We start from the raw sequence: 22604 nt of genomic DNA, 5'->3' as shown, positions 1-22604 counted from the left end.
GTATCCCCCCCCCCCCCCCCCCCTCCCCCCCCCCCCCCCCCCCCCCCCCCCCCCCCCCCCCCCCCCCCCCCCCCCCGCCCCCCCCAGGCCGGTCTCAGGCCCTCGGAGTCCTGGCCGTGACGATCAGCGTCCCGATGTGCCCCTCGGTCGGGGCGTCGAGAACGCGGGCTTCCGCAGATTCGAATCCGCTCCGCAGCAGCAGGCCGACCCATCGGCGGGGCGGGTAGGAGTAGCGGTAGGTGTAGAGCGCCTTCCCGGCGAAACCGCCCTTGTACATGCCCTGCGGACCGTAGGCGCCGGGGATGGCGGGAGGCTGTGAGAAAGCCAGGACGCCGCCGGGGTTCAGCCGGGCGGCGATCTTGGGGAACAGTTTTAGCGCTGCGCGGTGAAGGGAATGACGCCGAGCGACAACGACGCCGAGGGCATCACCGTCAGCAAGTGGCCGAGTTGCCCGGCCATGGTCGCGGCGTCCCCGATCCGGGAGCGAAGGACCCACTCCTCCATCAGTACCGCGAACCGGTGCCTGCCCTCGTGCAGGAACCGGCCGCGCGCCACCCGAGCGGCGACCGCTTCGGCCAGGTCGTCGGGAGTCCCCTGGAATTCCGTGATGGACCGCATCAACGCGGTTGCGTACTCGGTCGTTTGCAGGAAGCCGGGCACGACGTTGGACACGTACGCTCGGCAGAGTTCCGCCCGTTCGTGCAGTACGTAGAAGTCCTCCTGCACCTTGCGCATCCCGGCGCTGTGCAGCCTGCGCCACTCCAGGTACATCGACTCGACCGCTCTCGATGTGGCGATCAGGTCAGGTGCCTGATCGGTCGCCGCGCACGCGGCGCACCATGCACGGATGTCGGAGTCGGAGGGAGGGGTGCGCGCACTCTGGATCCGGGACACCTTCGAAGGGTTCCAGCCGCACCGGGTTGCCAGCTGCCTACCCGTCAGGCCGGCGTCCTTGCGGAGACCGACGAGTCGGTTGGCCAGGGCAAGGCGCGCCGTTCGCGCGCTCGATGACGGAGACGTGGGCATGAGTCTGGCAGTCCGGTGCTCGCAGGGTGGGATTCGGGTCAGGCGCTGTAGTCGTCGTGCGGAGTGCCACGCTTCCAGACGGCTTCGAACGCGGAGGAGGCGAGACGCACCGTCGCGGGGTCCTCGGAGAACGCGAACCCCGGGTCGGCCCAGTCGCCGTATCCCGTGAAGAAATGGAACAGCACCAGTTGGTCGTCGATCAGCCAGAAGTCGTTGCCCGGCAGCGCGAGGTCGGACGCCCGGCTCCTGGGCAGCCACCGGACCAGCTCGCCGGCCGCCAGGTTCATCGGAGTGACCGCGTGTTCCCAGCGGATGTAGTCCGTCACCGGCTCGGAGACGATCCGGGCCCGCCGCATGACCACACCACGGCCGACCGTCTCGCGGACGAGCCCCAACCACTCGGGCCACCAGGACGCTTGGGGGTCGAGCTCGATCTCGCCGGTTCGGGCGAACCGGTCGATCTCCTCGGCCTCGTCGCCCACGGCGTAGGCGTCACGCATCTCCAGATGAACCGCTGTCCGCCGAGCACTCCTCAACAGCGCGGCGAAGTCGGGCACGTTCGACACGTTCGATGGCCTCCTTCAGGATCGGCACCATGCGATCCGGGATACGGATCACGGACTCGTGGGCAGGAATCCCGAGCGTATGTCCGGGAACCCACGCAGTCCCTGCGATCCTTTCGCGAAGCGCGTCGTCCGCGGTCCAGCTCTGCACGATGATCTCGTTCGTCTCGTCCTCGATCCACACGGTGGGCGAGCCACCGCCGCCGGTACTGGGGTCGATTCCCACGAAACCAAGTGCCATGACGATCTCCGACGTCTGTGGAGTTGCAGGGACGTGCACCACGGTCGGGCCTGATCGCGTGGAGCACAACCCCGCTTGCACGGAATTGCACGAACTTGGACCAGGGGGTGTCGCAGGCGCCCAGGGGCGGTGCTCGGCCGTTCTTGGGGATCCGAACCGAGGGGGTTAATCCCTGGTCCCGGAGCGGGGTTCGGGCGAGGATGCCCGGTATGACGTTGCCGCTGCTCCTGCTCGATGTCGACGGGCCGTTGAACCCCTTTGCCGCGAAGCGGCACCGGCGGCCGCACGGTTACGGGACGCACCGGGTGAAGCCCGACTGCTGGGTCGCCCGCTTCCCGCAGCGGCCCGCCGAGCGTGTGCGGCCGCTGCGGATCTGGATCAACCCGGACCACGGGCCCGAACTGCTGGCGCTGCGGTACGAACTGGTGTGGGCCACCACGTGGATGGACGAGGCGAACACCTTCATCGGGCCGCTGCTGGGGCTGCCCGTGCTGCCGTACATCCACTGGCCGGAGCTGCACCAGCAGGACCCGGACGGGCTGCACTGGAAGACCAGGAACCTGGTTGCCTGGGCCGCCGGGCGCCCGTTCGTCTGGGTGGACGACGAGCTGGGGCCGCAGGACACGGAGTGGATAGCCGCGCACCACCCCGGGCCCGCGCTGACCCTGCACGTCGATCCCAAACTCGGCCTGGGCGCCCGCGACTTCACGGCGCTGCGCGAGTGGGAGGAGGCGGTGGCATGAGGATCGGGACGGTGGAGCGGATCCGGCGGTACCCGGTGAAGTCGTTGCTGGGGGAGGAGCTGGGCGAGGCCGGCGTCTCCGAGCGCGGGCTGGACGGGGACCGGGCGCTGGGGCTGCTGGACGCCGCGAGTGGCCGGGTGGCGAGCGCCAAGAACCCGAGGCTCTGGGCGGAGATGCTCCGGTTCACCGCCGTGCTGCACCCTGGTGGCGTCGTGATCACCGGGCCGGACGGCCGGGAGGTGGGCGAGGGCGAACTGTCCGCGCTGCTGGGCCGCGAGGTCTCCCTGGTGAGCGAGCGCCCGCCCGGTGCGACCGTCGAACGGGCCGTGCCGGAGGAGGTGCTGGCACGCGGGATCGAGGAGGAGGTCGCCGTCACCGAGAACGAGATCGGCCGCGCCGCTCCCGCCGGGGGTTTCTTCGACTTCGCCCCGCTGCACCTGCTCACGACTTCCACCCTGGACGCCGTGGCGACCGAGGCCGCCCGCTACCGCCCCAACCTGGTGATCCGCACCGAGGGCGAGGGCTACGTCGAGAACGCCTGGGTCGGCCGCGAGCTGCGGATCGGCCCGGACCTCCGGTTGCGGGTGCTGGCCCCGACCCCGCGCTGCGCCGTCCCGACCCTCGCCCATGGCGAACTGCCGCGCAGCACGGCGGCCCTGAAGGTGCTCACCGCGCAGAACCGGGTCGTGCCCCTGGAGGGGATGCCGGCGCTGCCCTGCGCAGGCGTCTACGCGCGGGTACTGGAGCCGGGGAGGGTGCGGGTGGGGGACGCGGTGAGTCTCGGCTGATCGCGGGGGTGGCGGTCGCCGCCGGTCGAGGGCGGCCCCTGCCTCCGGTTCGCCGTGACTTCGCCGTGAAGGTGTGGCGTGGGCCGATCGACAGCGTCAGTCACAGCTGATCAGACACCCGGGACGGCGTCCTTGGCGTTGGTGTGCCAGTTGGTGACGACCGGCTTGTCGACCTTGACGGAGCCGACGGGGATGCTCGCCGGGTCCGGGTCGCCGGCGCTGATGCCGATGATGACGTCCTTGAACTCGACGTTCTGGTCGGTGTTGGTGCTCTTCGGGTTGATCCCCACGTAGGCGACCGCGGTGCCGGTGAGGGTGATCGGCGCACCGGCCGCCTGTTCGGCGTTGCGGGCCTCGATGCCGCCCGAACCGAAGGCGATGACCGGGTGCGTCGCGGGTAGGACGCAGGTGATCCCGGCCTTGGCCTTGGCGGTGACCAGGATGTAGCCGCCCGCCTGGGTCTCCATCTTCGCCCCGAAGGTGAGGTCGTTGGTGCCGCAGGCCTGGCCGTAGCCGGTCTTGTCGCCCGGGCTCCCCGGGGCGGGCGCGGCCGGCGTGGTGGCCGTGGGCTTGGTGGACGCGGCGGGCGCGGCGGACTTGCCGGGCGCGGCGGGCGTGCCGGGGGCCGACGCGGACGGCGCGGCGGCGGGGGCGGAGGCGGCCGGGGGAGCGGTCGTCGGGGCGGCGCCGGCGGCGGGTGCGTCACTGTTCTCCGGGCCGCAGGCCGTCGCGGCGGCCGCGAGGGCGGTGACGGCGAGAGCGGTGAGGGCGATTCGCGAGCGCATGGGTGGTCCCAACTTCCGTCCGGCAGTGCGGTTTGTCGTCTGCCTCCACGGTAGGCCGGGCATGATCACCGGGTGGTTCGTGAAATGTCCCGGTCGTGTTTCAGCGGCCGGCGCCGGTCCGGACCGCCAGTACCGCGCCGAGCGCGTCCAGGAAACGGTCCGTCGTCCCAGGGTCCCGGACGGCGATCCGCAGCCAGTCCGGGCCCAGTCCGGGGAAGGTGTCGCCCCGCCGGACGGCGAAGCCGTGCTCGCGCAGCCGGGCGCGGACGGCGGCCGCGTCCGGCAGTTCGACGAGGACGAAGGAGGCGGCCGGCTCCCCGTGCACCCGGACGGCGGGGAAGGCGGCGAGGCCCTTGAGCAGGTGGTCGCGGTGGAGGGCGAGGTCCTGGGCGGCCTGCCCGGCCTCGGCGAGCGCCGCGGGTGCGCTGCACACCTCGGCGGCGGCCAGCGCCGGGGTGGAGACCGGCCAGAGCGGCTGGGCGGCGCCGAGCGCGGTGATCAGGTCGGCCGGGCCGAGCGCATAGCCGATGCGCAGGCCCGCCAGGCCCCAGGTCTTGGTGAGGCTGCGCAGCACGACCACCCGGCCGGGCAGGTCCCGGACGGCGGCGAGGGATTCGCACTCGCCGGGCACGGTGTCCATGAACGCCTCGTCGATCACCAGGGTGCGACCGGGGCGCGCCAGGGCGGCGACGGCGGCCGCCGGGTGCAGTACGGAGGTCGGGTTGGTGGGGTTGCCGAGGACGACGAGGTCGGCCTCCTCCGGTACCGCACCCAGCCGGAAGCCGTCCGAGGGTACGAGCAGTACCCGCTCCACAGCGTGCCCGGCGTCCCGCAGCGCCGCCTCCGGCTCGGTGAACTGAGGGTGTACGACGACGACGTGACGGGGCGCCAGGACGCGCGCGAGCAGCACGAAGGCCTCGGCCGCGCCCGAGGTGAGCAGCGTCTCCGTGACCGGTCGGCCGTGCCGGGCGGCGACGGCGGCGCGGGCGGCCGTGCCGTCGGGGTACGCCGCGAGCTCGCCGAGCGTTGCCGCGAGGTGCTCACGCAGCCACTGCGGGGGTGTGCCGGTACGGACGTTGACGGCGAGGTCGACCAGACCGGCCCCGTCGGCGCGCACCTCCGCGTCACCGTGGTGGCGGAGGTCATGGTCGGGGGTGGTCACGAGGGGTCTCCAACAACGGCATCGACGGGAAGGGACGGCCCGGGGACGCGGGCGAGCGGGCCGCGAGGCCCGGGGCGACCGCGAGCGGCCCGGGCGACCGCCACCGTCGCCGTCGCGGACTTCTGCTTGGGGACGACGAGTTCGCCGCCCGGCGCGCTCGCCAGCGCGGCGGCCTCCGCCACGCTCAGGGTGCCGACCGCCGCACCGACGGCGGGGGACGGGTTCGGGACGGCGACGGCCGCGAGGGCCTCCGCCGGGTGCTCGTCCACCGGGAGGTCCAGCGCGGCGGCGGCGTGGTGGACGGCGGGGTGGTCGCCCTTGCCGGTGAGGGTCGCGAGCCGGGCGACGGAGCCGCTGGGCAATCCGGCCTCGCGCAGGACCCGGTGGATCAGCCGCGTCACGTCGGACGGGCCCGCCGCCGCGCGCAGGCCGACACCGACGACGAGGGCACCGGGAGCGAGGGCAGAGGAGGCAGAGGGGGCAGAGGGGGCAGAGGGGGCGAGGCCGTCGGGGGCGAGGGCGCCGATGACGAGGGCACCGGAGGCGAGGCCGTCGGGGTCAGCCGGGCTGTCCGAGCACCGCGCGGCGACCGGTGAGCCGTCCGGCGCGCGGTCCAGGAGTTCGCCCGGGCCCTCGCCGCCGTGCTCGGCCCGGAAGGCCGGGCCACGGTCCGGCCGCGCCGCGTGCGGCTGCTCGGCGGGTGCGTGACCCGCCGCGTCCAGGGCCGGCAGCCCGATCACGTCGCGTTCCCTTCACCCGGAGGCCGTTCGGAGGCCATGCGGAGGCCGTCAGGAGGCCGCCCGGCGGTCGTCCGGCGCTCCCGGCGGCACTGCGGCAGCCGCTCGTCGGCCGACGAAATCCCACCACGGCGGCGACGGAGGGGTCAATCGGGGCCCGTGTGACCTCCGTCGCCGGGCGCCGGAGGGTGTTCGCCTGTTCTTCACCTTCCCTGAGCGGTCCACGCCACCGCCGCGCTCCTACTGTTTGCGGCGCTCCGACGCAGTCACGCACTGCGACCCGCACAGCACGACCCCCACCCGGGTGTTCCTGCCGAACCCCGGTTCTCCCCGACGCACGGAGGACACCATGCCCTTCGCACGACTCCGCCCCCGCAACCCCCGCCGCACCCTGACCGCCCTCGGCGCCGGCCTCGGCCTGGTCGCCGGCTCGCTCGGCCTCTGGGCGGCCACCGGCACCGCGCAGGCCGCGACCCTGCCGACGCCCGACCACGTGGTCGTCGTCGTCCTGGAGAACCACGCGTACTCGCAGGTCGTCGGCAGCTCCAGCGCGCCGTACATCAACAACACCCTGAAGGCGGGCGGCGCCACGCTGACCCAGTCGTTCGGGCTCACCCACCCGAGCGAGCCCAACTACTACCAGCTGTTCTCCGGCAGCGCGCAGGGGCGCACCGACGACAGCTGCGTGCCGGTCGGCTCGCTCACCGCCGCCAACCTGGGCTCCGAGCTGATCGCCGCCGGCAAGACCTGGGGCAGCTACAACGAGGGCCTGCCGAGCCAGGGTTCGACGGTCTGCAGCAGCGGCAAGTACGCCCAGAAGCACAACCCGTGGTTCGGCTTCAAGAACGTGCCGACCAACACCGCGTACACCTTCGCGCAGTTCCCGACCGACTACACGACCCTGCCCAAGGTGTCCTTCGTCGTGCCGGACCTCTGCAACGACATGCACGACTGCTCGGTCTCCACCGGCGACACCTGGCTGAAGGACAAGCTCGGGGCGTACGCGACCTGGGCCAAGACCCACAACAGCATCCTCGTCGTCACCTTCGACGAGGACAACCGCCTCTCCGGCAACCGCATCCCCACGGTGTTCTACGGCGAGCACGTCACGCCCGGCTCCACCACCGCCACCACCTACAACCACTACAACGTGCTGCGCACGCTGGAGGACCTCGCCGGGCTGACCACCCACGCGGGCAACGCCGCGTCCGCCGCGACCATCACCGGCATCTGGAACTGACCTCCCATGTACGTCGCGGAATCCCGCAGCTCCAAGGCCCCCGTCGACCCGGCCCTCCGGCCGGGCCGGCGGGCGGCCGCCGTCCCCGGCACCGTCCTGGCCCTGGGCACCGTCAGCCTGGTGACCGACATCTCCTCCGAGATGGTCAGCGCGGTGCTGCCGCTGTACCTGCTCACCGGGCTCGGCCTCTCGCCGCTCGGCTTCGGGCTGCTGGACGGCATCCAGAACGGGTTCAGCGCGCTGGTCCGGCTGGCCGGCGGCCACCTCGCCGACCGGCGCGGCGCGGACGGCGCGTCCCGGCACAAGGCCGTCGCGGTGGCCGGGTACGGCCTCTCGGCGCTCTGCAAGCCGCTGCTGCTGCTCGTCCACACCGTGCCGCTGATCGGCGCGGTGATCGCGGTCGACCGTACGGGCAAGGGACTGCGCACCGCGCCGAGGGACGCGATGATCTCGCTCGCCACCGAACCCGCGCACCGGGGACGGGCGTTCGGGGTCCACCGGGCGATGGACACGGCCGGCGCGCTGATCGGGCCGCTCGCCGCCTTCCTCGTGCTCCGCCTGGCCGGCGGCCCGCTGCTTGCCGACGGCGGCCAACGGCACGGCTACGACGCGGTGTTCACGGTCAGCGCCTGTATCGCGGTGCTCGGCGTGCTGGTGCTGCTGCTCTTCGTGCCGAACCGGCAGCCGGGCGAGACCGCGACGGCCACCGCCCCCCGGCTGCGCGACGGCCTCGCCCTGCTGCGTCTGCCCGCGCTGCGCCGGCTGACGTTCTGCGCCGTGCTCCTCGGCCTGACCACCGTGAGCGACTCCTTCCTCTACCTGCTGGTGCAGCGCCGGCTCGGCCTCGCCACCGACCTCTTCCCGCTGCTGCCGCTCGGCACGGCCGCGGGCTTCCTGCTGCTCGCCGTTCCGCTGGGCGCGCTCGCCGACCGGCTCGGCCGCCGCCGGCTCTTCCTCGCCGGTCACGGCGCCCTGCTGCTGGCGTACGGGCTGCTGCTCTCGCCGCTGGGCGGACTGCCGGCGGTGGTCTGCGTCCTGGTGCTGCACGGCGCGTTCTACGCCTCGACGGACGGCGTGCTGGCGGCCGCGGCGGCCGACGCGGTACCGGCGGAGCAGCGCGGCGCCGGGCTGGCCCTGGTCGGCACCGGGCAGGCGCTCGCCCGGTTCGGCTGCTCGCTCGCCTTCGGCGCGCTGTGGAGCGCGGTGGGCGGCACCGCCGCGCTCGGCTGGTCCGCGGCGGCGCTGGCCGGCTGCGTGCCGGCGGCCGCCTTCGTCCTGCGGGACGCCCCGGGGGCCGCCGCCTCCGGGACGCCCACCGCCGGGACCCCCACCGCCGGGACCCCCACCGCCCCGGGCGCGCCCGGAACCGCTCCCCCCTCCGATTCCGAGGTACCGTCGTGACCCCACCGCTCCAAGGCCGGACCAGGGTGCTGATCCTGCTGGCCGCCGTCGTCCTGCTCGGCGCCGTCGGCACCGGCGCCGTCCTGCACGCGGCCGACAACTCGACCCGCACCAAGCAGGCACAGCCCGGCGCTCCGGTGGTCACCCCCGGCCCGGTGTCGCTCCGCCCGCCGGCCGGCGGCCGCCAACTGGTGTTCCGCAACATGGCCTGGGGCCCGCACCTCGACGAGCTCGTCTCCGTACCGGCCGACCAGCCCGACGGCCCGCGGACCTCCTCGGGCGTGCAGTGCCTGCGCTTCTACGCGGCGGCCGGCACCGGCATCTGCCTCCGGGCCGAGCGCGGCGCGCTGCAGGACACCTACCGCGCCGTCGTGCTCGACGACCACCTGCGCGAGCTGAAGTCCTTCCCCGCCGCCGGTATCCCGACCCGCTCCCGGGTCTCGCCCTCGGGCCACCTCGCGGCCTGGACGGTCTTCGTCAGCGGCGACTCCTACGCCGGCACCGACTTCTCCACCCGCTCGTCGATCGTCGACGTCCGCGACTGGAACCTCCGGGAGAACCTGGAGACCTTCGCGGTGATCAAGGACGGCAAGCCGTACCAGGCGTCCGACGTCAACGTCTGGGGCGTCACCTTCGCCGACGACAACACCTTCTACGCCACCGTGGCCACCGGCGGCCGGACCCACCTCGTCCGCGGCGACCTCGCCGCCCGCACCCTCACCACGCTCCACGAGAACGTCGAGTGCCCCTCGCTCTCCCCGGACGGCACCCGCATCGCCTACAAGAAGCGCGTCCCCGGCCTGTCCGAGGACTCGCCCTGGCGGCTCTACGTGCTCGACCTCGCCACCATGACCGAGACGGCCACCGCCGAGCAGCGCAACGTCGACGACCAGGCGGTCTGGGTCGACGACGCGACGCTGCTCTACGCGCTCCCCGGCGACTTCGGGGCCGATCTGTGGACCGTCCCGGCGGACGGCGGCGGTCTGGCCGAGCGGGTGCTCGAAGCCGCGGTGGCACCGGCCTATCCGGGCTGATCGGGCTGGGTGGTCCCACTCGGAACTTCGGGCGTAGGGTTCCACGTCGAGCAGTGAGAGCGGTGCGAGGCGGGGGAGCGGGGAGCGTTGAAGGAACAGGGGCGGGCTGCGCCCGAGCGGGTGGCCGGCGACTCCTGGCCCGCCCTGTCCGGCCGGCCGGTGCTGCGCCGCACGATCGCGGTGGGCCTGGTGCTCACCATCGCGCTGCTGGCGGCCCTCGCCGTCCGGGGCGTCAACGCGCTCACCCTGGGCCGGGGCGCGATCGAGACCGACCGGGACCGCGCCGAACTCCTGGCCGGCCTCCACCCCTCCCAGCACCCGGGCGCGGGCCGCTACTACGTCCCCGTGGGCGCGGTGTACACCCGCCTCGCCGACGGCGCGCCGGTCGCCTACCTGCACTACCGGCTGGCCGGCGGCCCGGACGTCGGCGTCGACGACTTCCTGCGGACCTACGACCTCCCGGCCCCCGGCCCGGTCGCCCCGCTGCCGTCCGACCTGACGGCGGCCCTGGGCGGCGACGAGCCGACCGAGGCCCAGGAACTGGCCCCGATGCCGGCGCCCTCGGCGAGCCCGACGCCCCTACCGGTCGCCACCCCGTCGGCCGTCGAACCCCCGACCGTCTCCGAACCGCCGTCGGAACCGGCCCCGGCCCCGGCCGAGCCGGTCGCCACCCCGTCGCCCTGCGCCTCGGACGCCCCGCCGCCCTCCGCCGACCCCGACACCGAGGCCGACACCGAGGCCACCCCGGCTCCCGACCCCGCCCCCGAGGCGGCCGAGCCCGTCGCGCCCCAGCCCGCGCCGGGCCTCCGCTCCGCCGACGACCCGCCCACCCCGACCGAGATCCCCACCCCCAGCCTCACCCCCACCCCCACTCCGTCTCCCACCCACCCCGTCGCCGGCCGCCGGATCTACATCGTGACGGTCTCCAACGGCCTCTCGGGCGCCGCCGACATCTACGTCCGCGCCACCGGCTGACCGGTGAGACTGAGGACGACGGTCCACCGGGTGCGGAGCGGCCGGGACGAGTACCGGGTGCTGACCGTCGAGCCCGGCGAAGGCCGCGCCGTGCTGGTCGACGGCGAGTGGTGGACGGACCTCTTCGCGGACCGCGCCGGTGCCCGCGACCTGGCCGCCGCCTGGGCACTCGCGGCACGCTCGCCCCGCTCTCTGGTCCGCCTGCCGCTGCGCTCCGGCCCCGCCCCCGGGTGCGCGGACGAGCACGCCGTCCGGCTGGACCTCGTACTGCTCCACCACGGCCTGGGCTTCCCACCGTCCCGCTGGAAGGAGGTCCGCGCCCGACTGGGCAAGGGCGGCACACCGCACACCGCGGACCTCCCGGAGAGCGACTTCCCCGCCGAGGACGAGATCGACTACCCGAGCCACCACTACGCCGGATGGCGCGACGGGCTGCACTTCGCCGGCGCGGCACGGACCCTCTTCCTCGCCGGCACCGCACAGGCCTTCCGCTGGACGGGCACGCTGGTGCGCTCACTGGACACCGAGGCCGCCCCGGACGCCCCCACCCACTCCTGCGTCACCCTCGACCACGCCCCCGCCACCGCCACCAGCCGCCCCCCGAAGGGCACCTCCGGAAGGCTCCACATCGCGTACACCCCGCACTGGTGACGGCGCTGTCGCCCGCCTCTGCAGGGTGGTCGCGGGGGCGTCCGGGGGGCGACGCCTGGTCAGCCGGGTTGGCCGGGCGGTCCGTTCGGTTCGGGCCGCCCGGTCGGGGTGGGTCAGGCGATGGTGACGTCGACGCCCATCTGTTCGGCTCCCGGGGTGCCGGCGATGGCGAGGGTGACTCCGCTCCAGGTGCCGTCGGGCTCGTTGAGGGCCGGTGCGGTGTGCTGGCCGATGCCGGTGTTGCCGAGGGCCGGGTAGAGGTCGGTCCGGTCGCCCCGGTTGCCGGTGCCGAAGATCTTCCCCAGGTCGTTGCGGCCGTCGGCCTGCATCAGCGCGATGGCCAGGTGGTGTTCGTCGTTGACGTTGTCGATGGCTTCGTCCACCACGTAGGCGGCGATGCCCTGGGAGGGCAGGAACTCGTCCTGCCCGCGCTGGCGGCGGTACTCGACGATGATGTACTGGCTCTCCTTCATCCGCTGGGGGTTGCGGACGAACAGCAGGTCGCCGCCCTCGGCGACGGGCCGCAGCGCGATGCCGGTGGTGGTGCTGGAGACCTCCTGCGGGGTGGTCCAGCCGTGGAACATCCGCAGCATCCCGTTCGGGAAGACGGGGGTGACGCCGTCGTTGCCCCAGGAGCCGCCCGCCATCAGGCAGTAGTCCCCGAGGCCGTTGGAGGTCGTCGCCTCGACGCGGCCGGTGTCGTAGAAGTCGGCCCAGCGGGCGGCCAGGTGGCCCCACTCGTGGGCGCAGACGCCGACCGCGCAGTCCTCGGGGACGGTCAGGAAGGTCTGCACCCGCAGGCCGGGCGCGACCAGCACGCCGTCCTCGCCGGGCGGGTTCCACTTGAGGCTCCAGATGTCGCCGGGCCGCTCGGTCTGTTCGGCGCCGGAGCCGGCGTGGACGATGAACAGGGCGGTGACGAGGCCCTCGCCGAGGGCGTCGTAGCCGGCGGAGAAGTCGATGCCCTGGTCGAGCGCGAGCCGCAGCGCGTCGGCCGCCATGCCCTGGGAGTTCCGGGGCGGGTTGCCGGTGCCGGACTGGTTGTCGGTGTAGAAGGAGAGCGGCTGCGGCAGGCGGAACCAGCCGTGCACCTCGCCCTGGATGTCGATGCCGTGCTCGGTCGGGTGGGCGGCGTCGAATCCGCTGACCAGGCGGTAGTAGTCGCGCATCGAGCCGGTCGTGAAGGTGTCGGCACTGAACAGCATCTGTTCGAAGTGGCCGACGGTGTGCTCGGGGCTGTGCGGGTGGTCGGGGAAGTCGACCAGCAGCACCAGGGTGCGGATGGTGCCGCGCAGTTTCTTGGTCGGACGGGTGATCAACTGGGCCCCGGTGCTGGGGCCGGGGCGGACGGCGCCGTCGTCGAGGCCGATGACGTTCTCACCGCGCCGCCGGGAGCGCCAGACGTAGTAGTACTGCTCGAAGGTGAGGCTCGCCGGGATTCGCCGGTGTTCGACGAGGTCCTGGTAGCGGGCCCGGAGTTGGGCGAAGGCCTTGGGGGACAGCGGCACCGGGCAGGCGTGCCGGTGGCCGGTGGGGTCGAGGGGGTGGTGATCCTGCGGGGTTAAGGTGTGACGCATCGTGACGGCTCCTTTGAGCCAGCTCACTCCGCGGGGGAGCATGGCGACCCCGCCGAGCGGGCGGTCGCCGGCAATCGGTCGGCTCGCCAAGAGGCGGTCGGGTCTGGCCGGTACCGGTTGCGAAATGGGCGATTTGCGGCTATCGGCCCTATTCTGACGCTCCGCGTGGGCAAAGCACCAGACCCGGGGGTGGCCCGGTTCGCTCAGCCCGCGCGGTACGCGGCCGCGGCGGCCGCGAACGAGGCAGCGAGCTGCGGTGATCCTCCCCAGTGCAGGTGCAGATACGAAGCGTGAACGTTGCCCAGCGTGCCCCCGGTGAAGCCCTCGGTGTTCGGTCCGGTCGGCAGGCGCCAGCCCCAGGCGGGCCGTTCCCCGGCGCCGGGCTCGCAGACCGTGCGGTGGAACTCGTGCCCCCGCACCCGGGTGCCGGTCGGCGCCAGCGGCGAGTCGGTCAGCGCGACGGCCTCGCGGTACCCGAGAGTCAGCCGCTCGGTCATCCGGGCCGAGGTGTCCAGTACGCCGCACATCGGCAGGCCATCCAACTCCCGCCCGAGATAGAGCAGTCCGGCGCACTCGGCGGCGATCGGCGCGCCCGAGGCGGCGAACGCGGCGATCGCGGCGCGCAGCGTCCCGTTCGCGCTGAGTTCCCGGACGTACAGCTCGGGGAAGCCGCCGCCGATCACCAGTCCGGCGGTGTCCGCGGGCAGCGCGTCGGCGTGCAGCGGGTCGAACGGCACCACCTCGGCGCCGGCCGCGGTGAGCAGTTCGGCGTTCTCGGCGTAAGAGAAGGAGAACGCGGCGCCGCCGGCCACCGCGATCCGGGGCGCGCCGGCCACCCGCTCGACCTCGGCGGCCGGGTCCCACGGCGTGGCGTCCAGCGGGGGAGCCGTCCGGGCCAGCGCCAGGACGGCGTCCAGGTCGACCGACGCGGCGACCAGCTCGCCCATGTCGGCGACGGCCCGCAGCGCCTCGGCCGAGCGCTCGACGGCCGGGATCAGGCCGAGGTGGCGGGACGGTGTGGCGACCGCCGCCGAGCGGCGCACCGCGCCGAGCACCGGCACCCCGGAGCCCTCCTCCAGGGCCTCGCGCAGCAGCAGTTCGTGCCGGTCGGAGGCGACCCGGTTGAGGATCACCCCCGCCAGTCGGACCTCCGGGTCCCAGGAGGCGAAGCCGTGCACCAGCGCGGCCACCGAGCGGGACTGCGAGGAGGCGTCCACCACCAGCACCACGGGTGCCCGCAGCAGCTTGGCGACGTGGGCGGTGGATGCCAGCTCGCCGCGTCCGGAGGCGCCGTCGAACAGCCCCATCACGCCCTCGACCACCGCGACGTCCGCCCCGGCGGCGCCGTGCAGGAAGAGCGGCGCGATGCGCTCCGGCCCGCACATGAAGGCGTCCAGGTTGCGGCCCGGCCGGCCGGCGGCCAGGGCGTGGTAGCCCGGGTCGATGTAGTCCGGGCCGACCTTGTGCGGCGAGACGGCCAGACCGCGCGCGGCGAGCGCGGCGATCAGGCCGGTGGCGACGGTGGTCTTGCCGGAGCCGGAGGACGGCGCGGCGACGACGAGACGGGGGACGCTGTTCAAGGCTCTACTGCTTTCGCGGACTCACGGACGTGTCACGGGCTTCACGGACTTTGCCGGCTTCACGGGCCGCACGGACCCGAGGGAACGCACGGGCCGCACGGACCCGAGGGAACGCACGGGCCGCACGGACCCGAGGGAACGCACGGACCCGAAGGCACGCACGGGCCCGAAGGCACCCACGGACCCCGCGAAGCCCGCCGGGCTCACCACTCGATGCCGCGCTGGCCCTTGCGGCCGGTGTCCATCGGGTGCTTCACCTTGGTCATCTCGGTGACCAGGTCGGCGGCCGAGGTCAGCGCCTCGGTCGCGTACCGGCCGGTGATGACCACGTGCTGGCTGCCCGGGCGGTCCTTCAGCACAGCGACCACCTCGTCCACGTCGACCCAGCCCCAGTGCATCGGGTAGGTGAACTCGTCCAGCACGTAGAAGCGGTAGGTCTCGGCGGCCAGGTCGCGCTTGACCTGCTCCCAGCCCTCCTTGGCGGCCGCCTCGCTGTCCATCTCCATCTCGGTGGAGCGCTGGATCCAGGACCAGCCGGAGCCCATCTTGTGCCAGTCGACGGTGCCGCCCTCGCCGGAGGCGCCGAGCACGCGCAGCGCGTTCTCCTCGCCGACCCTCCACTTCGCGGACTTGACGAACTGGAACACTCCGATCGGCCAGCCCTGGTTCCAGGCCCGCAGCGCCATGCCGAAGGCGGCGGTGGACTTGCCCTTGCCGGGGCCGGTGTGGACGGCGGTGATCGGCTGGGTGCGGCGCTGGCGGGTCGTCAGGCCGTCGTCGGGCACGCTCTCGGGGACTCCCTTGGGCATGTGGATCAGGCCGCCTTTCGCGTCGGGGTGGCTCGGTTGGCACGGTTGTCGCGGACGAGCGAGGCCACACCCTCGGCCCGCAGCTCGTCCAGGGTCACGGCGGTGGCGCCCAGCCGGGCGGCCAGGGTGCGGGCCAGGCCGAGCCGCACCGGGCCGGCCTCGCAGTCCAGCACCACGCTCGCCACGCCCTGGGCGGTGAACAGTCCGGCCGCCTGGTGGGAGCGCGCGACGGCGTCGCGGGAGCCGGTCGCCCGGCCGTCGGTCACCACGACCAGCAGCGGGCGGCGGTGCGGGTCGCGCATCCGCTCGACCCGCAGCACTTCGTGGGCCCGCAGCAGCCCGGCCGCCAGCGGGGTCCGGCCGCCGGTCGGAAGCGACTCCAGCCGGGCCGCGCCCACCTCGACGGAGGAGGTCGGCGGCAGGGCCAGCTCGGCGCTCGCGCCGCGGAAGGTGATCATGCCGATCTTGTCCCGGCGCTGGTAGGCGTCCATCAGCAGGGAGAGCACGGCGCCCTTGACGGCGGTCATCCGCTGCCGGGCCGCCATCGAACCGGAGGCGTCCACCAGGAACAGCACCAGGTTGGACTCGCGGCCCTGCCGGACCTGCTCGCGGAAGTCGTCCTTCTGCAGCAGCAGCGCGCGCGAGTCCCGCCCGCGTGCCACCTGGTGCGGCGCGGCGGCCCGCAGGGTGGCGCTCAGGTGCAGCCGGGCCAGGCGCCCCTGCGGGCGGCGGGCGCGGATGGTGTGGCCGCCGTCGGTCTCGGCGGGGGAGCGGCGGCCCTGGGCGCCCTTCCCGGTGCCCTCCACCTCGAACAGCCGGGTGCGGTACGGCTCGCCGGCCGCCACCGGCGCGGTCTGCGGCGCGCCGCCCCGGCCCTGCTGCGGGACGGCCTCCGGCTCGGCCGGCGCCTGCGGCTCGGGCCCGGCGGCCGCGGAGCCGTCGGGCGTGTCCGCGGGCGCGGGCGCGCCGCCGCCACCGTCGGGGCCGCCGCCGTCCGGGCCGGGGCCGTCGTCCTCGGGGCCGCTCCCCTCGGAGCCCTCGCCGGGCTGCTCCCCCTCCGACGGTCGCTCCGCGGGCTCGGGCTCCTCGGGCCCGGCGTGCTCCTCCAGGGTCCGCTCCAACTGCTCCTCGTCCAGCCCCGGCGCGTCGAAGGGGTTGCGCCGGCGGCGGTGCGGCAGGGCCAGCTGCGCGGCCTTGCGGACGTCCTCCTCCAGCACCTGCGTCCGGCCCGCCCAGGCGGCCAGCGCGACGGCGGTGCGGGCCATCACGATGTCCGCGCGCAGCCCGTCCACCTCGAAGGCGGCGCAGACGGCGGTGATCTGGCGCAGCGCCGTGTCGGTCAGCTCCACCTCGGGCAGCAGCTCCCGGGCCGCGGTGATCCGCCCGGCGAGCGCGCGCTCGTCCTCGGCGAACCGCGCGGCGAACCCGGCCGGGTCGGCGTCGTACGCCAGCCGGCGGCGGACCACCTCGGCGCGCTCGGCCGGCTCCCGGGTGGCGGCGATCTCCACGGTCAGGCCGAACCGGTCGAGCAGCTGCGGGCGCAGCTCGCCCTCCTCCGGGTTCATCGTGCCGACCAGCAGGAACCGCGCCGCGTGCCGCACCGAGACGCCCTCGCGCTCCACGTAGGAGCGGCCCATCGCGGCCGCGTCCAGCAGCAGGTCCACCACGTGGTCCTGGAGGAGGTTGACCTCGTCGATGTAGAGCACGCCCCGGTGCGCCCGGGCCAGCAGGCCCGGCTCGTACGCCTTCACGCCCTCGGCCAGCGCGCGCTCCAGGTCCAGCGAGCCGACGATCCGGTCCTCGGAGACGCCGACCGGCAGCTCGACCAGCCGGGCCGGGCGGTGGGTCTCGTCGGCGCCGTCGTGCGCGCCGTCCGGGCAGGCCGGGTCCGGCGCGGCCGGGTCGCAGGCGAAACGGCAGCCGTCGACGGCGGCGATGGACGGGAGCAGACCGGCCAGCGCCCGCACCATGGTCGACTTGGCGGTGCCCTTCTCACCCCGCACCAGCACGCCGCCGACGGCCGGGGAGACCGCGTTGAGCAGCAGCCCGAGCCGCAGGTCGGCCATTCCGACGATCGCGGTGAAGGGGTAGCGGACGTCACTCATGATTCTCCAAGGGGGCCCCGGGCGGCAGGAACGGCAGCGAACCCGCGGCCGGCACCCCGCCCTCGATCAGCTTCCACAGCGCGTCGGTGTCCGCGTGCTCCTCGATCAGGTCGCCCAGCCGGTCCAGCCGGGCCTCGCGCGCCTCGGCGAACGAGGTGTCCGGCGCGGGCACGAACGCCCGGCCCGACAGAGCGGCGACCTCGCGCAGCAGCGCGCGCCGGAAGCCGTCGTTCTCCAGCGCGCCGTGCCAGGTCGTGCCCCAGACCGCCCCCACCCGGCAGCCGTCCAGGAACGCCTCTCCGCCCTCCACGGTGACGATCCCGTGGTGGATCTCGTACCCCTGGACCGGCTGCCCGTAGGCCTCGCCGACCGGTCGGCCGAGCACCTTCTCGGCGCCGAACCGGACGTGCGTCGGGAGCAGCCCGAGGCCGTCGACGGCACCGGCCTTCGACTCGACCTCGTCGTGGATGGCGCGCGCGAGCATCTGGTAGCCGCCGCAGACGCCGAGGACCGGCAGCCCGGCCGCGGCCCGGGCCCTGAGGGCCGGCTCCAGGCCGCGCTCGCGCAGCCAGGCCAGGTCGGCCACGGTGGCCCGGGTGCCGGGCAGGATCACCAGGTCGGCGTCGGCCAGCTCCTCGGGCCGGGTGGCCCAGCGGACCAGCACCCCGGGTTCCTGGGCCAGCGCGTCCACGTCGGTGAAGTTGGACAGCCGGGGGAAGCGCACCACGGCCACCCGCAGCACGTCGGCGCCGAGCGGCCCGCGCCCCTCGGCGCGGTCCACCACGGTGGTCAGGTCCAGGGAGTCCTCGGCGTCCAGCCAGAGCCCGGACAGCATCGGCAGGGTGCCCAGCACCGGACGGCCGGTCAGCTGGCGCAGCATCTCCAGCCCGGGCGCCAGCAGCCGCGCGTCGCCGCGGAACTTGTTGACGAACCAGCCCGCCACATGGCGCTGGTCCTGCTCCGACAGCAGCGCCAGCGTCCCGTACATCGCGGCGAACACGCCGCCGCGGTCGATGTCGCCGACCACCACGACCGGCAGGCCGGCGGCGGTGGCCAGGCCCATGTTGGCGATGTCCCGGTCCCGCAGGTTGATCTCGGCGGGCGATCCGGCGCCCTCGCAGACCACCACGTCGTAGCGCCGGCGCAGGTCGGCCAGGCACTCCAGCGCTCGCTCCAGCAGGACGGGCTTGCGGTCGCGGTAGTCCAGCGCGCCGACCTCGGCGACCGCCCGGCCGAGCAGCACCACCTGGCTGCGGCCGTCCGCGCCGGGCTTCAGCAGCACCGGGTTCATCGCCGCCTCGGGCTCCACCCGGGCCGCCTGGGCCTGCATCGCCTGGGCGCGGCCGATCTCGGCACCGTCGGCGGTGACGAAGGAGTTCAGCGACATGTTCTGCGCCTTGAACGGCGCCACGGCGACGCCCTGACGGGCCAGCCAGCGGCAGATGCCCGCGGTGACCACGCTCTTGCCGGCGTCCGAGGTCGTCCCGGCGACCAGCAGTGCGTTGCTCATGCGCTCCCCCTTCTCGTCCCCGCCTTGAGTGCCTGCACGACGGCGTGCCCGGCGACGGTCGTACCCAGTGCGAGCAGTCCCACCCGGCGGGAGAGCCGGCAGGCGCGCTCGATGTCGTCCACCGTCACCGGTCGCAGCTCGCCGCCCAGTACCGGCCGGTGCTCGACCCGGGCGCCGTACCGCAGGGTGCCGCCGAGCCGCACGCCGACCGCGCCGGCGAAGGCCGACTCGGCCTGGCCCGCGTTGGGGCTGGGGTGGGCGGAGCCGTCCCGGCGCCAGACCCGCCAGGCCGTCCGGGGCTCGGGCGCGGCGGCGACGGTCAGCAGCGCGGTCAGCCGCGCGCCCGGCCAGCCCGCCACGTCGTCCAGCCGCGCCGAGGCCCAGCCGAACCGGGCGTGGCGCGGCGAGCGGTGGCCGACCATCGCGTCCAGGGTGTTGACCGCGCGGAACGCCAGCAGCCCGGGCGTGCCCGCGAGGGCGCCCCAGACGAGCGCGTTGACCACGGCGTCGGCGGTGTTCTCGGCGACCGACTCGACCACCGCGCGGGCGATCTGCCCCTCGTCGAGGGCGCTCGGGTCCCGCCCGCACAGGTGCGGCAGCCGCTGCCGCGCCGCCGCGAGGTCGTGCGCGGCGAGCGAGCGTCCGATCGTGCGGGCCTCGCGGGTGAGCGAGGTGCCGCCGAGCACCGTCCAGGTCGCGGCGGCGGCCAGCGCGGCCCGCCCGAGCGGCCGGCGGCCCAGGGTGCGGTCGGCCGCCAGCGCGCCGGCCGCGACGGTGCCCACGCAGAGCGCCGTGAAAGCCGTTCCGACGGCGCGGTCGTCCCGCCAGATCCGCCGCTCCAGCCGGCCGGCCGCGCCGCCGAAGACGGCCACCGGGTGGCCGCGGCGCGGGTCGGCGAAGCGGGCGTCGGCGAGGTACCCGGCCGCGGCCCCCAGGGCGAAGGCGGCGGCGCGGGTCAGCGGGCGCACGGTGGACAGCAGAGGGCTCGGAAGGTCGGGGCAGCCTGCATCGCGTGCGTGTCCTCACTCAGGGTCCGCGCCCTGGATCGACGTACCGGGGGCGAGAGTCTCCTGGCTTCCGGGTCGAACGCACTCCCGGCCCCGGCGGCGGCTTCTGACGGCCCGCCGCGATGGGCCCCCTCCGGCGCCGTGGCCGGCGGAGGAGGGACTCCGAGTGTGCTCCCCGGTGACAGTGGCGGGACCGCGCCGGACTCGCACCGGCTTCCTCTGCATGCCTCCGTTTGGCTGAAGGATCCCATCACGCGGCCGAACCGTGCGTCAACCAAGGTCACGGAGGGGTTGGTCACAGCGGAGCCCGGCCGCCCGACCCCGTCACTACCTCCGATCGGCACCCCCCGCAGGGGCATGACAGCCTGTGCGATCGTCCAGTCGCCCGGAGGAGCCTCCGGGCCCGCTTCGTGTGTTCGGCGGCTGGGGGGCGGCCGGACCACCCCCTACCGTCGGGCCATGCGACGCAGACAGCCACCCGCCGTGCCCCCGGTGCCCTTCTCGCCCGCGGCCGCCCGCGCGCACCGCGCCGGCCTCGGGCTGACCCCCGAGCAGGTGGTCGAGGGCATGGCCGCGCACGGCGTCCGGCTGCTGCCCTCCCACGTGCTCGGCTGGGAGAGCGGCGAGCTGCGCCCCGCCGAGGACGAGTTCATCGCCCTGGCCCGGGCGCTCTGGTGCCCGCCGGCCCAGCTGATGGGCGTCCGCCCGGCCCGGCTGCGGGACTTCCGGGTCGCCCGGGAGCTCAACCAGGAGAGCGCGGCCCACCGGATCGGCCTCGCACTGGACCGGTACCAGCGGGCCGAGGCGACCGGTCAGTGGGACGGCGACCAGGAGCAGACCTACGCGCTGGCCCAGGTGCTCGGCACGACCCTGCGCGAGCTGGTCGCGGTGACCGGCCGGGCGGAGGAGCTGGACCGCCGGCTGCGGCAGTGCGTGGACGGCCGCTGGCAGGCGCAGCTCCGGCCGATCGGCCGGATCGTGCCGGTGCACGAGGGCGACCTCACCGCCGTGCTGACGGCGCTGCAGAACGAGTACCAGGTCACCTCCCACTGGGGCGCCGGCAGCTGGGGCTCCCCGGCCCCGGCGGCGGACACCCGCGCGGCGGCGGCCCGGCCGCTCGGCGAGCGGTTCTGGGAGCTGCTGGAGCGCCTGGAGACCGAGATCCCGGTCTGACGGGCCGGTACCACGCCGCCCCCGCGCGGCGCCTCCCCCTCCCTGCCCTCTCCCTCTGCCGCTTCCCGTGCCGCCATGACCAGAGGGCCGACCCGCAGCCGCTTCCCGCGCTGCGGTGACCCGGCCAAGCCCCCCGCCGCCGTGACCCGGACGGCCGCGTCCGGTGGCCGGGTGGCGCCCCCGCGAGTGGACTGGTGGGCAGACTGCCCAGTCCGCGACCAACAGAGCGGGGAGCGATATGCGTTGGGGAACCGCAGCCGCCGTGGCGGCCGCCGCCGTCGGCACCGGGGCCGCCGTCCTGCTGATCGGCCGGAGGGCCTCCGAGCGGATGGTCCGCCCGGCGGTCGGCCGTGAGCGGGCCGCCGGCCCCGTCGTGGTGCTGACCCTCGCCGCCGGACGGGCCACCTTCACCCGCAGCGCCGAGAGCGCCCGCCCCGGCCGCTGGGCCGTCGAGTGGGGCGACGGAGGGCACGCGGTGGTCGGCGAGATCCTGCACGCCGACGAGCGGGGCGTCACCCGCCGGCTGGTCCGCGCCGACCGCGGCACCCTGGCCCCCGGTACCGCGGTCCGCTTCACGCCCCGCGTCCACCTCGGCGACCCGACCAGCGCCCTCGGCCTGCCGTACACCGAGACCGCCGTCCAGGGCGAGCTGGGCGCACTGCCCGCCTGGCGGCTGGACGGCAAGCGGGGCACCTGGGTGATCCTGGTGCACGGCCCCGGCGCCGACCGGCAGCAGACCCTCCCGGTGATGCCCGTCCTGCACCGGCTCGCGCTGCCCGTCCTGGCCGTCACCTACCGCGGCGACGAGGGCGCGCCGGCCTCCCCGGACGGCCTCGGCCACTTCGGCGAGACCGAGTGGCGCGACGTCGAGGCGGCCCTGCGGCTGGCCCTGGACAGCGGCGCCGGGCGGGTCATCCTGTACGGCTGGTCGCTCGGCGCGACCATGGTCCTGCAGACCGCGGCCCGCTCCGCCTGGGCCTCCTCGATCCGCGGCCTGGTGCTGGACTCGCCCGTGCTCGACTGGTCGGCCACCGCCCGCCGGGGCGCCGCCCGGGCCGGCTACCGGGGCGCCGCCGCCGAGCTGGGCGCGCTCGCGGCCGAGGGCCGGGCCGGCGTGGATCTGGCCGACTTCGCCCGCCTCGCGGACGGCACCGACCTACGGGTGCCCACGCTCCTCCTGCACGGGCCCGACGACGCGCTGGCCCCCTGGGAGGCCGCCGCCCGGCTGGCCCACCGCCGCTCCGACGTGGTCGGCCTCCAGGCCGTCCCCGGCGGCGAGCACGCCGGCCTCTGGAACGCCGACCCCGACCGCTACGAGGAGCACCTGCGGCGCTGGCTCACCCCGCTGCTCTGAGGCCCGCCGCGGGCGGTCCCAGCCGTGTTCCGGACAGTCCCTCGGGCCCCTTCCCGCACCCCGTTCGCCCCGTCTTTCCCCAGACTGGCGTGTCCGCGTCACACAGATCCGGCCAGGCGGTTTGGCCTCTGTTGCCCGATCTT

General features: G+C 74.9%; 20 protein-coding genes, 2 pseudogenes and 1 riboswitch. Of the genes and pseudogenes, 9 read left to right on the top strand and 13 right to left on the bottom strand.

Annotated elements, in window-relative coordinates; translation table 11 throughout:
* Positions 1 to 94 precede the first annotated feature (94 nt).
* From ACZ4UX_RS18645 to ACZ4UX_RS18630, 4 genes and pseudogenes are all read right to left on the bottom strand, one after another.
* A pseudogene (locus ACZ4UX_RS18645) lies at positions 95 to 373 on the bottom strand (SAM-dependent methyltransferase); the annotation flags it as partial.
* A gap of 2 nt (positions 374 to 375) precedes the next feature.
* Positions 376 to 1026 (bottom strand): annotated as a pseudogene (locus ACZ4UX_RS18640) (Scr1 family TA system antitoxin-like transcriptional regulator); the annotation flags it as partial.
* 38 nt (positions 1027 to 1064) lie between these two features.
* Complete coding sequence (locus ACZ4UX_RS18635; RefSeq protein ID WP_465707441.1) at positions 1065 to 1526, bottom strand: DUF6879 family protein; 462 nt, start codon at positions 1524 to 1526, stop codon at positions 1065 to 1067.
* Complete coding sequence (locus ACZ4UX_RS18630; protein ID WP_465707440.1) at positions 1519 to 1830, bottom strand: hypothetical protein; 312 nt, start codon at positions 1828 to 1830, stop codon at positions 1519 to 1521. The genes ACZ4UX_RS18635 and ACZ4UX_RS18630 overlap by 8 nt, the downstream gene beginning before the upstream one ends.
* A gap of 209 nt (positions 1831 to 2039) precedes the next feature.
* On the opposite strand from ACZ4UX_RS18630, the gene ACZ4UX_RS18625 reads away from it, so the two are divergent.
* Positions 2040 to 2573, top strand: coding sequence for an HAD domain-containing protein (locus tag ACZ4UX_RS18625; protein WP_465707439.1), 534 nt, complete (start codon positions 2040 to 2042; stop codon positions 2571 to 2573).
* Positions 2570 to 3361 (top strand): MOSC domain-containing protein, encoded by a 792-nt coding sequence (locus tag ACZ4UX_RS18620; RefSeq protein ID WP_465707438.1) that lies wholly within the window; start codon positions 2570 to 2572, stop codon positions 3359 to 3361. Before ACZ4UX_RS18625 ends, ACZ4UX_RS18620 begins: the two co-directional genes overlap by 4 nt.
* Positions 3362 to 3471: 110 nt before the next feature.
* Here ACZ4UX_RS18620 and ACZ4UX_RS18615 read toward each other — a convergent pair whose 3' ends face one another.
* The 3 genes from ACZ4UX_RS18615 to ACZ4UX_RS18605 form a co-directional block, all read right to left on the bottom strand.
* Positions 3472 to 4146 carry a hypothetical protein gene (locus ACZ4UX_RS18615; protein ID WP_465707437.1) on the bottom strand — a complete coding sequence of 225 codons (675 nt, stop codon included), beginning with the start codon at positions 4144 to 4146 and terminating at the stop codon, positions 3472 to 3474.
* A gap of 100 nt (positions 4147 to 4246) precedes the next feature.
* A complete protein-coding gene (gene cobC, locus ACZ4UX_RS18610; RefSeq protein WP_465707436.1) occupies positions 4247 to 5308 on the bottom strand; it encodes an Rv2231c family pyridoxal phosphate-dependent protein CobC in 1062 nt (353 codons plus the stop codon).
* Complete coding sequence (locus ACZ4UX_RS18605; protein WP_465707435.1) at positions 5305 to 6048, bottom strand: cobalamin biosynthesis protein; 744 nt, start codon at positions 6046 to 6048, stop codon at positions 5305 to 5307. Before ACZ4UX_RS18605 ends, cobC begins: the two co-directional genes overlap by 4 nt.
* Before the next feature lie 346 nt (positions 6049 to 6394).
* Here ACZ4UX_RS18605 and ACZ4UX_RS18600 point away from each other — a divergent pair, with 346 nt between their 5' ends.
* The 5 genes from ACZ4UX_RS18600 (at position 6395) to ACZ4UX_RS18580 (ending at position 11346) form a co-directional block, all read left to right on the top strand.
* Positions 6395 to 7285 carry an alkaline phosphatase family protein gene (locus ACZ4UX_RS18600; RefSeq protein WP_465707434.1) on the top strand — a complete coding sequence of 297 codons (891 nt, stop codon included), beginning with the start codon at positions 6395 to 6397 and terminating at the stop codon, positions 7283 to 7285.
* A gap of 6 nt (positions 7286 to 7291) precedes the next feature.
* Positions 7292 to 8686: an MFS transporter gene (locus tag ACZ4UX_RS18595; protein WP_465707433.1), complete on the top strand. Its 1395-nt coding sequence runs from the start codon at positions 7292 to 7294 to the stop codon at positions 8684 to 8686.
* Positions 8683 to 9720 carry a TolB family protein gene (locus ACZ4UX_RS18590; RefSeq protein WP_465707432.1) on the top strand — a complete coding sequence of 346 codons (1038 nt, stop codon included), beginning with the start codon at positions 8683 to 8685 and terminating at the stop codon, positions 9718 to 9720. The genes ACZ4UX_RS18595 and ACZ4UX_RS18590 overlap by 4 nt, the downstream gene beginning before the upstream one ends.
* Before the next feature lie 87 nt (positions 9721 to 9807).
* Positions 9808 to 10695 carry a hypothetical protein gene (locus ACZ4UX_RS18585; protein ID WP_465707431.1) on the top strand — a complete coding sequence of 296 codons (888 nt, stop codon included), beginning with the start codon at positions 9808 to 9810 and terminating at the stop codon, positions 10693 to 10695.
* 3 nt (positions 10696 to 10698) lie between these two features.
* Positions 10699 to 11346 (top strand): hypothetical protein, encoded by a 648-nt coding sequence (locus ACZ4UX_RS18580; RefSeq protein WP_465707430.1) that lies wholly within the window; start codon positions 10699 to 10701, stop codon positions 11344 to 11346.
* 113 nt (positions 11347 to 11459) lie between these two features.
* Here ACZ4UX_RS18580 and ACZ4UX_RS18575 read toward each other — a convergent pair whose 3' ends face one another.
* From ACZ4UX_RS18575 to ACZ4UX_RS18550, 6 genes are all read right to left on the bottom strand, one after another.
* Positions 11460 to 12923, bottom strand: a complete 1464-nt coding sequence (locus ACZ4UX_RS18575; RefSeq protein ID WP_465707429.1) for a M6 family metalloprotease domain-containing protein — start codon at positions 12921 to 12923, stop codon at positions 11460 to 11462.
* 203 nt (positions 12924 to 13126) lie between these two features.
* Positions 13127 to 14503: a cobyrinate a,c-diamide synthase gene (locus tag ACZ4UX_RS18570; RefSeq protein ID WP_359804383.1), complete on the bottom strand. Its 1377-nt coding sequence runs from the start codon at positions 14501 to 14503 to the stop codon at positions 13127 to 13129.
* A 203-nt stretch (positions 14504 to 14706) separates the two neighbouring features.
* Positions 14707 to 15312, bottom strand: a complete 606-nt coding sequence (gene cobO, locus ACZ4UX_RS18565; protein ID WP_465707428.1) for a cob(I)yrinic acid a,c-diamide adenosyltransferase — start codon at positions 15310 to 15312, stop codon at positions 14707 to 14709.
* Positions 15313 to 15317: 5 nt separating this feature from the next.
* Complete coding sequence (locus ACZ4UX_RS18560; protein WP_465707427.1) at positions 15318 to 17417, bottom strand: putative cobaltochelatase; 2100 nt, start codon at positions 17415 to 17417, stop codon at positions 15318 to 15320.
* Entirely contained in the window at positions 17410 to 18927 is a 1518-nt protein-coding gene (locus ACZ4UX_RS18555) for a cobyric acid synthase (protein ID WP_465707426.1), read from the bottom strand. The genes ACZ4UX_RS18560 and ACZ4UX_RS18555 overlap by 8 nt, the downstream gene beginning before the upstream one ends.
* Complete coding sequence (locus ACZ4UX_RS18550; protein ID WP_396490042.1) at positions 18924 to 19895, bottom strand: cobalamin biosynthesis protein; 972 nt, start codon at positions 19893 to 19895, stop codon at positions 18924 to 18926. Before ACZ4UX_RS18550 ends, ACZ4UX_RS18555 begins: the two co-directional genes overlap by 4 nt.
* Before the next feature lie 93 nt (positions 19896 to 19988).
* Positions 19989 to 20181, bottom strand: a riboswitch (cobalamin riboswitch).
* A gap of 212 nt (positions 20182 to 20393) precedes the next feature.
* Between ACZ4UX_RS18550 and ACZ4UX_RS18545 the strand changes: the two genes are divergently transcribed.
* Positions 20394 to 21107 (top strand): helix-turn-helix domain-containing protein, encoded by a 714-nt coding sequence (locus ACZ4UX_RS18545; RefSeq protein WP_465707425.1) that lies wholly within the window; start codon positions 20394 to 20396, stop codon positions 21105 to 21107.
* A 238-nt stretch (positions 21108 to 21345) separates the two neighbouring features.
* Entirely contained in the window at positions 21346 to 22461 is a 1116-nt protein-coding gene (locus tag ACZ4UX_RS18540; protein ID WP_465707424.1) for an alpha/beta hydrolase family protein, read from the top strand.
* Positions 22462 to 22604: the final 143 nt, after the last annotated feature.

The organism is Kitasatospora sp. NPDC028961 (assembly GCF_055564815.1).
This window is presented reverse-complemented; position numbering and strand designations above follow the sequence as displayed.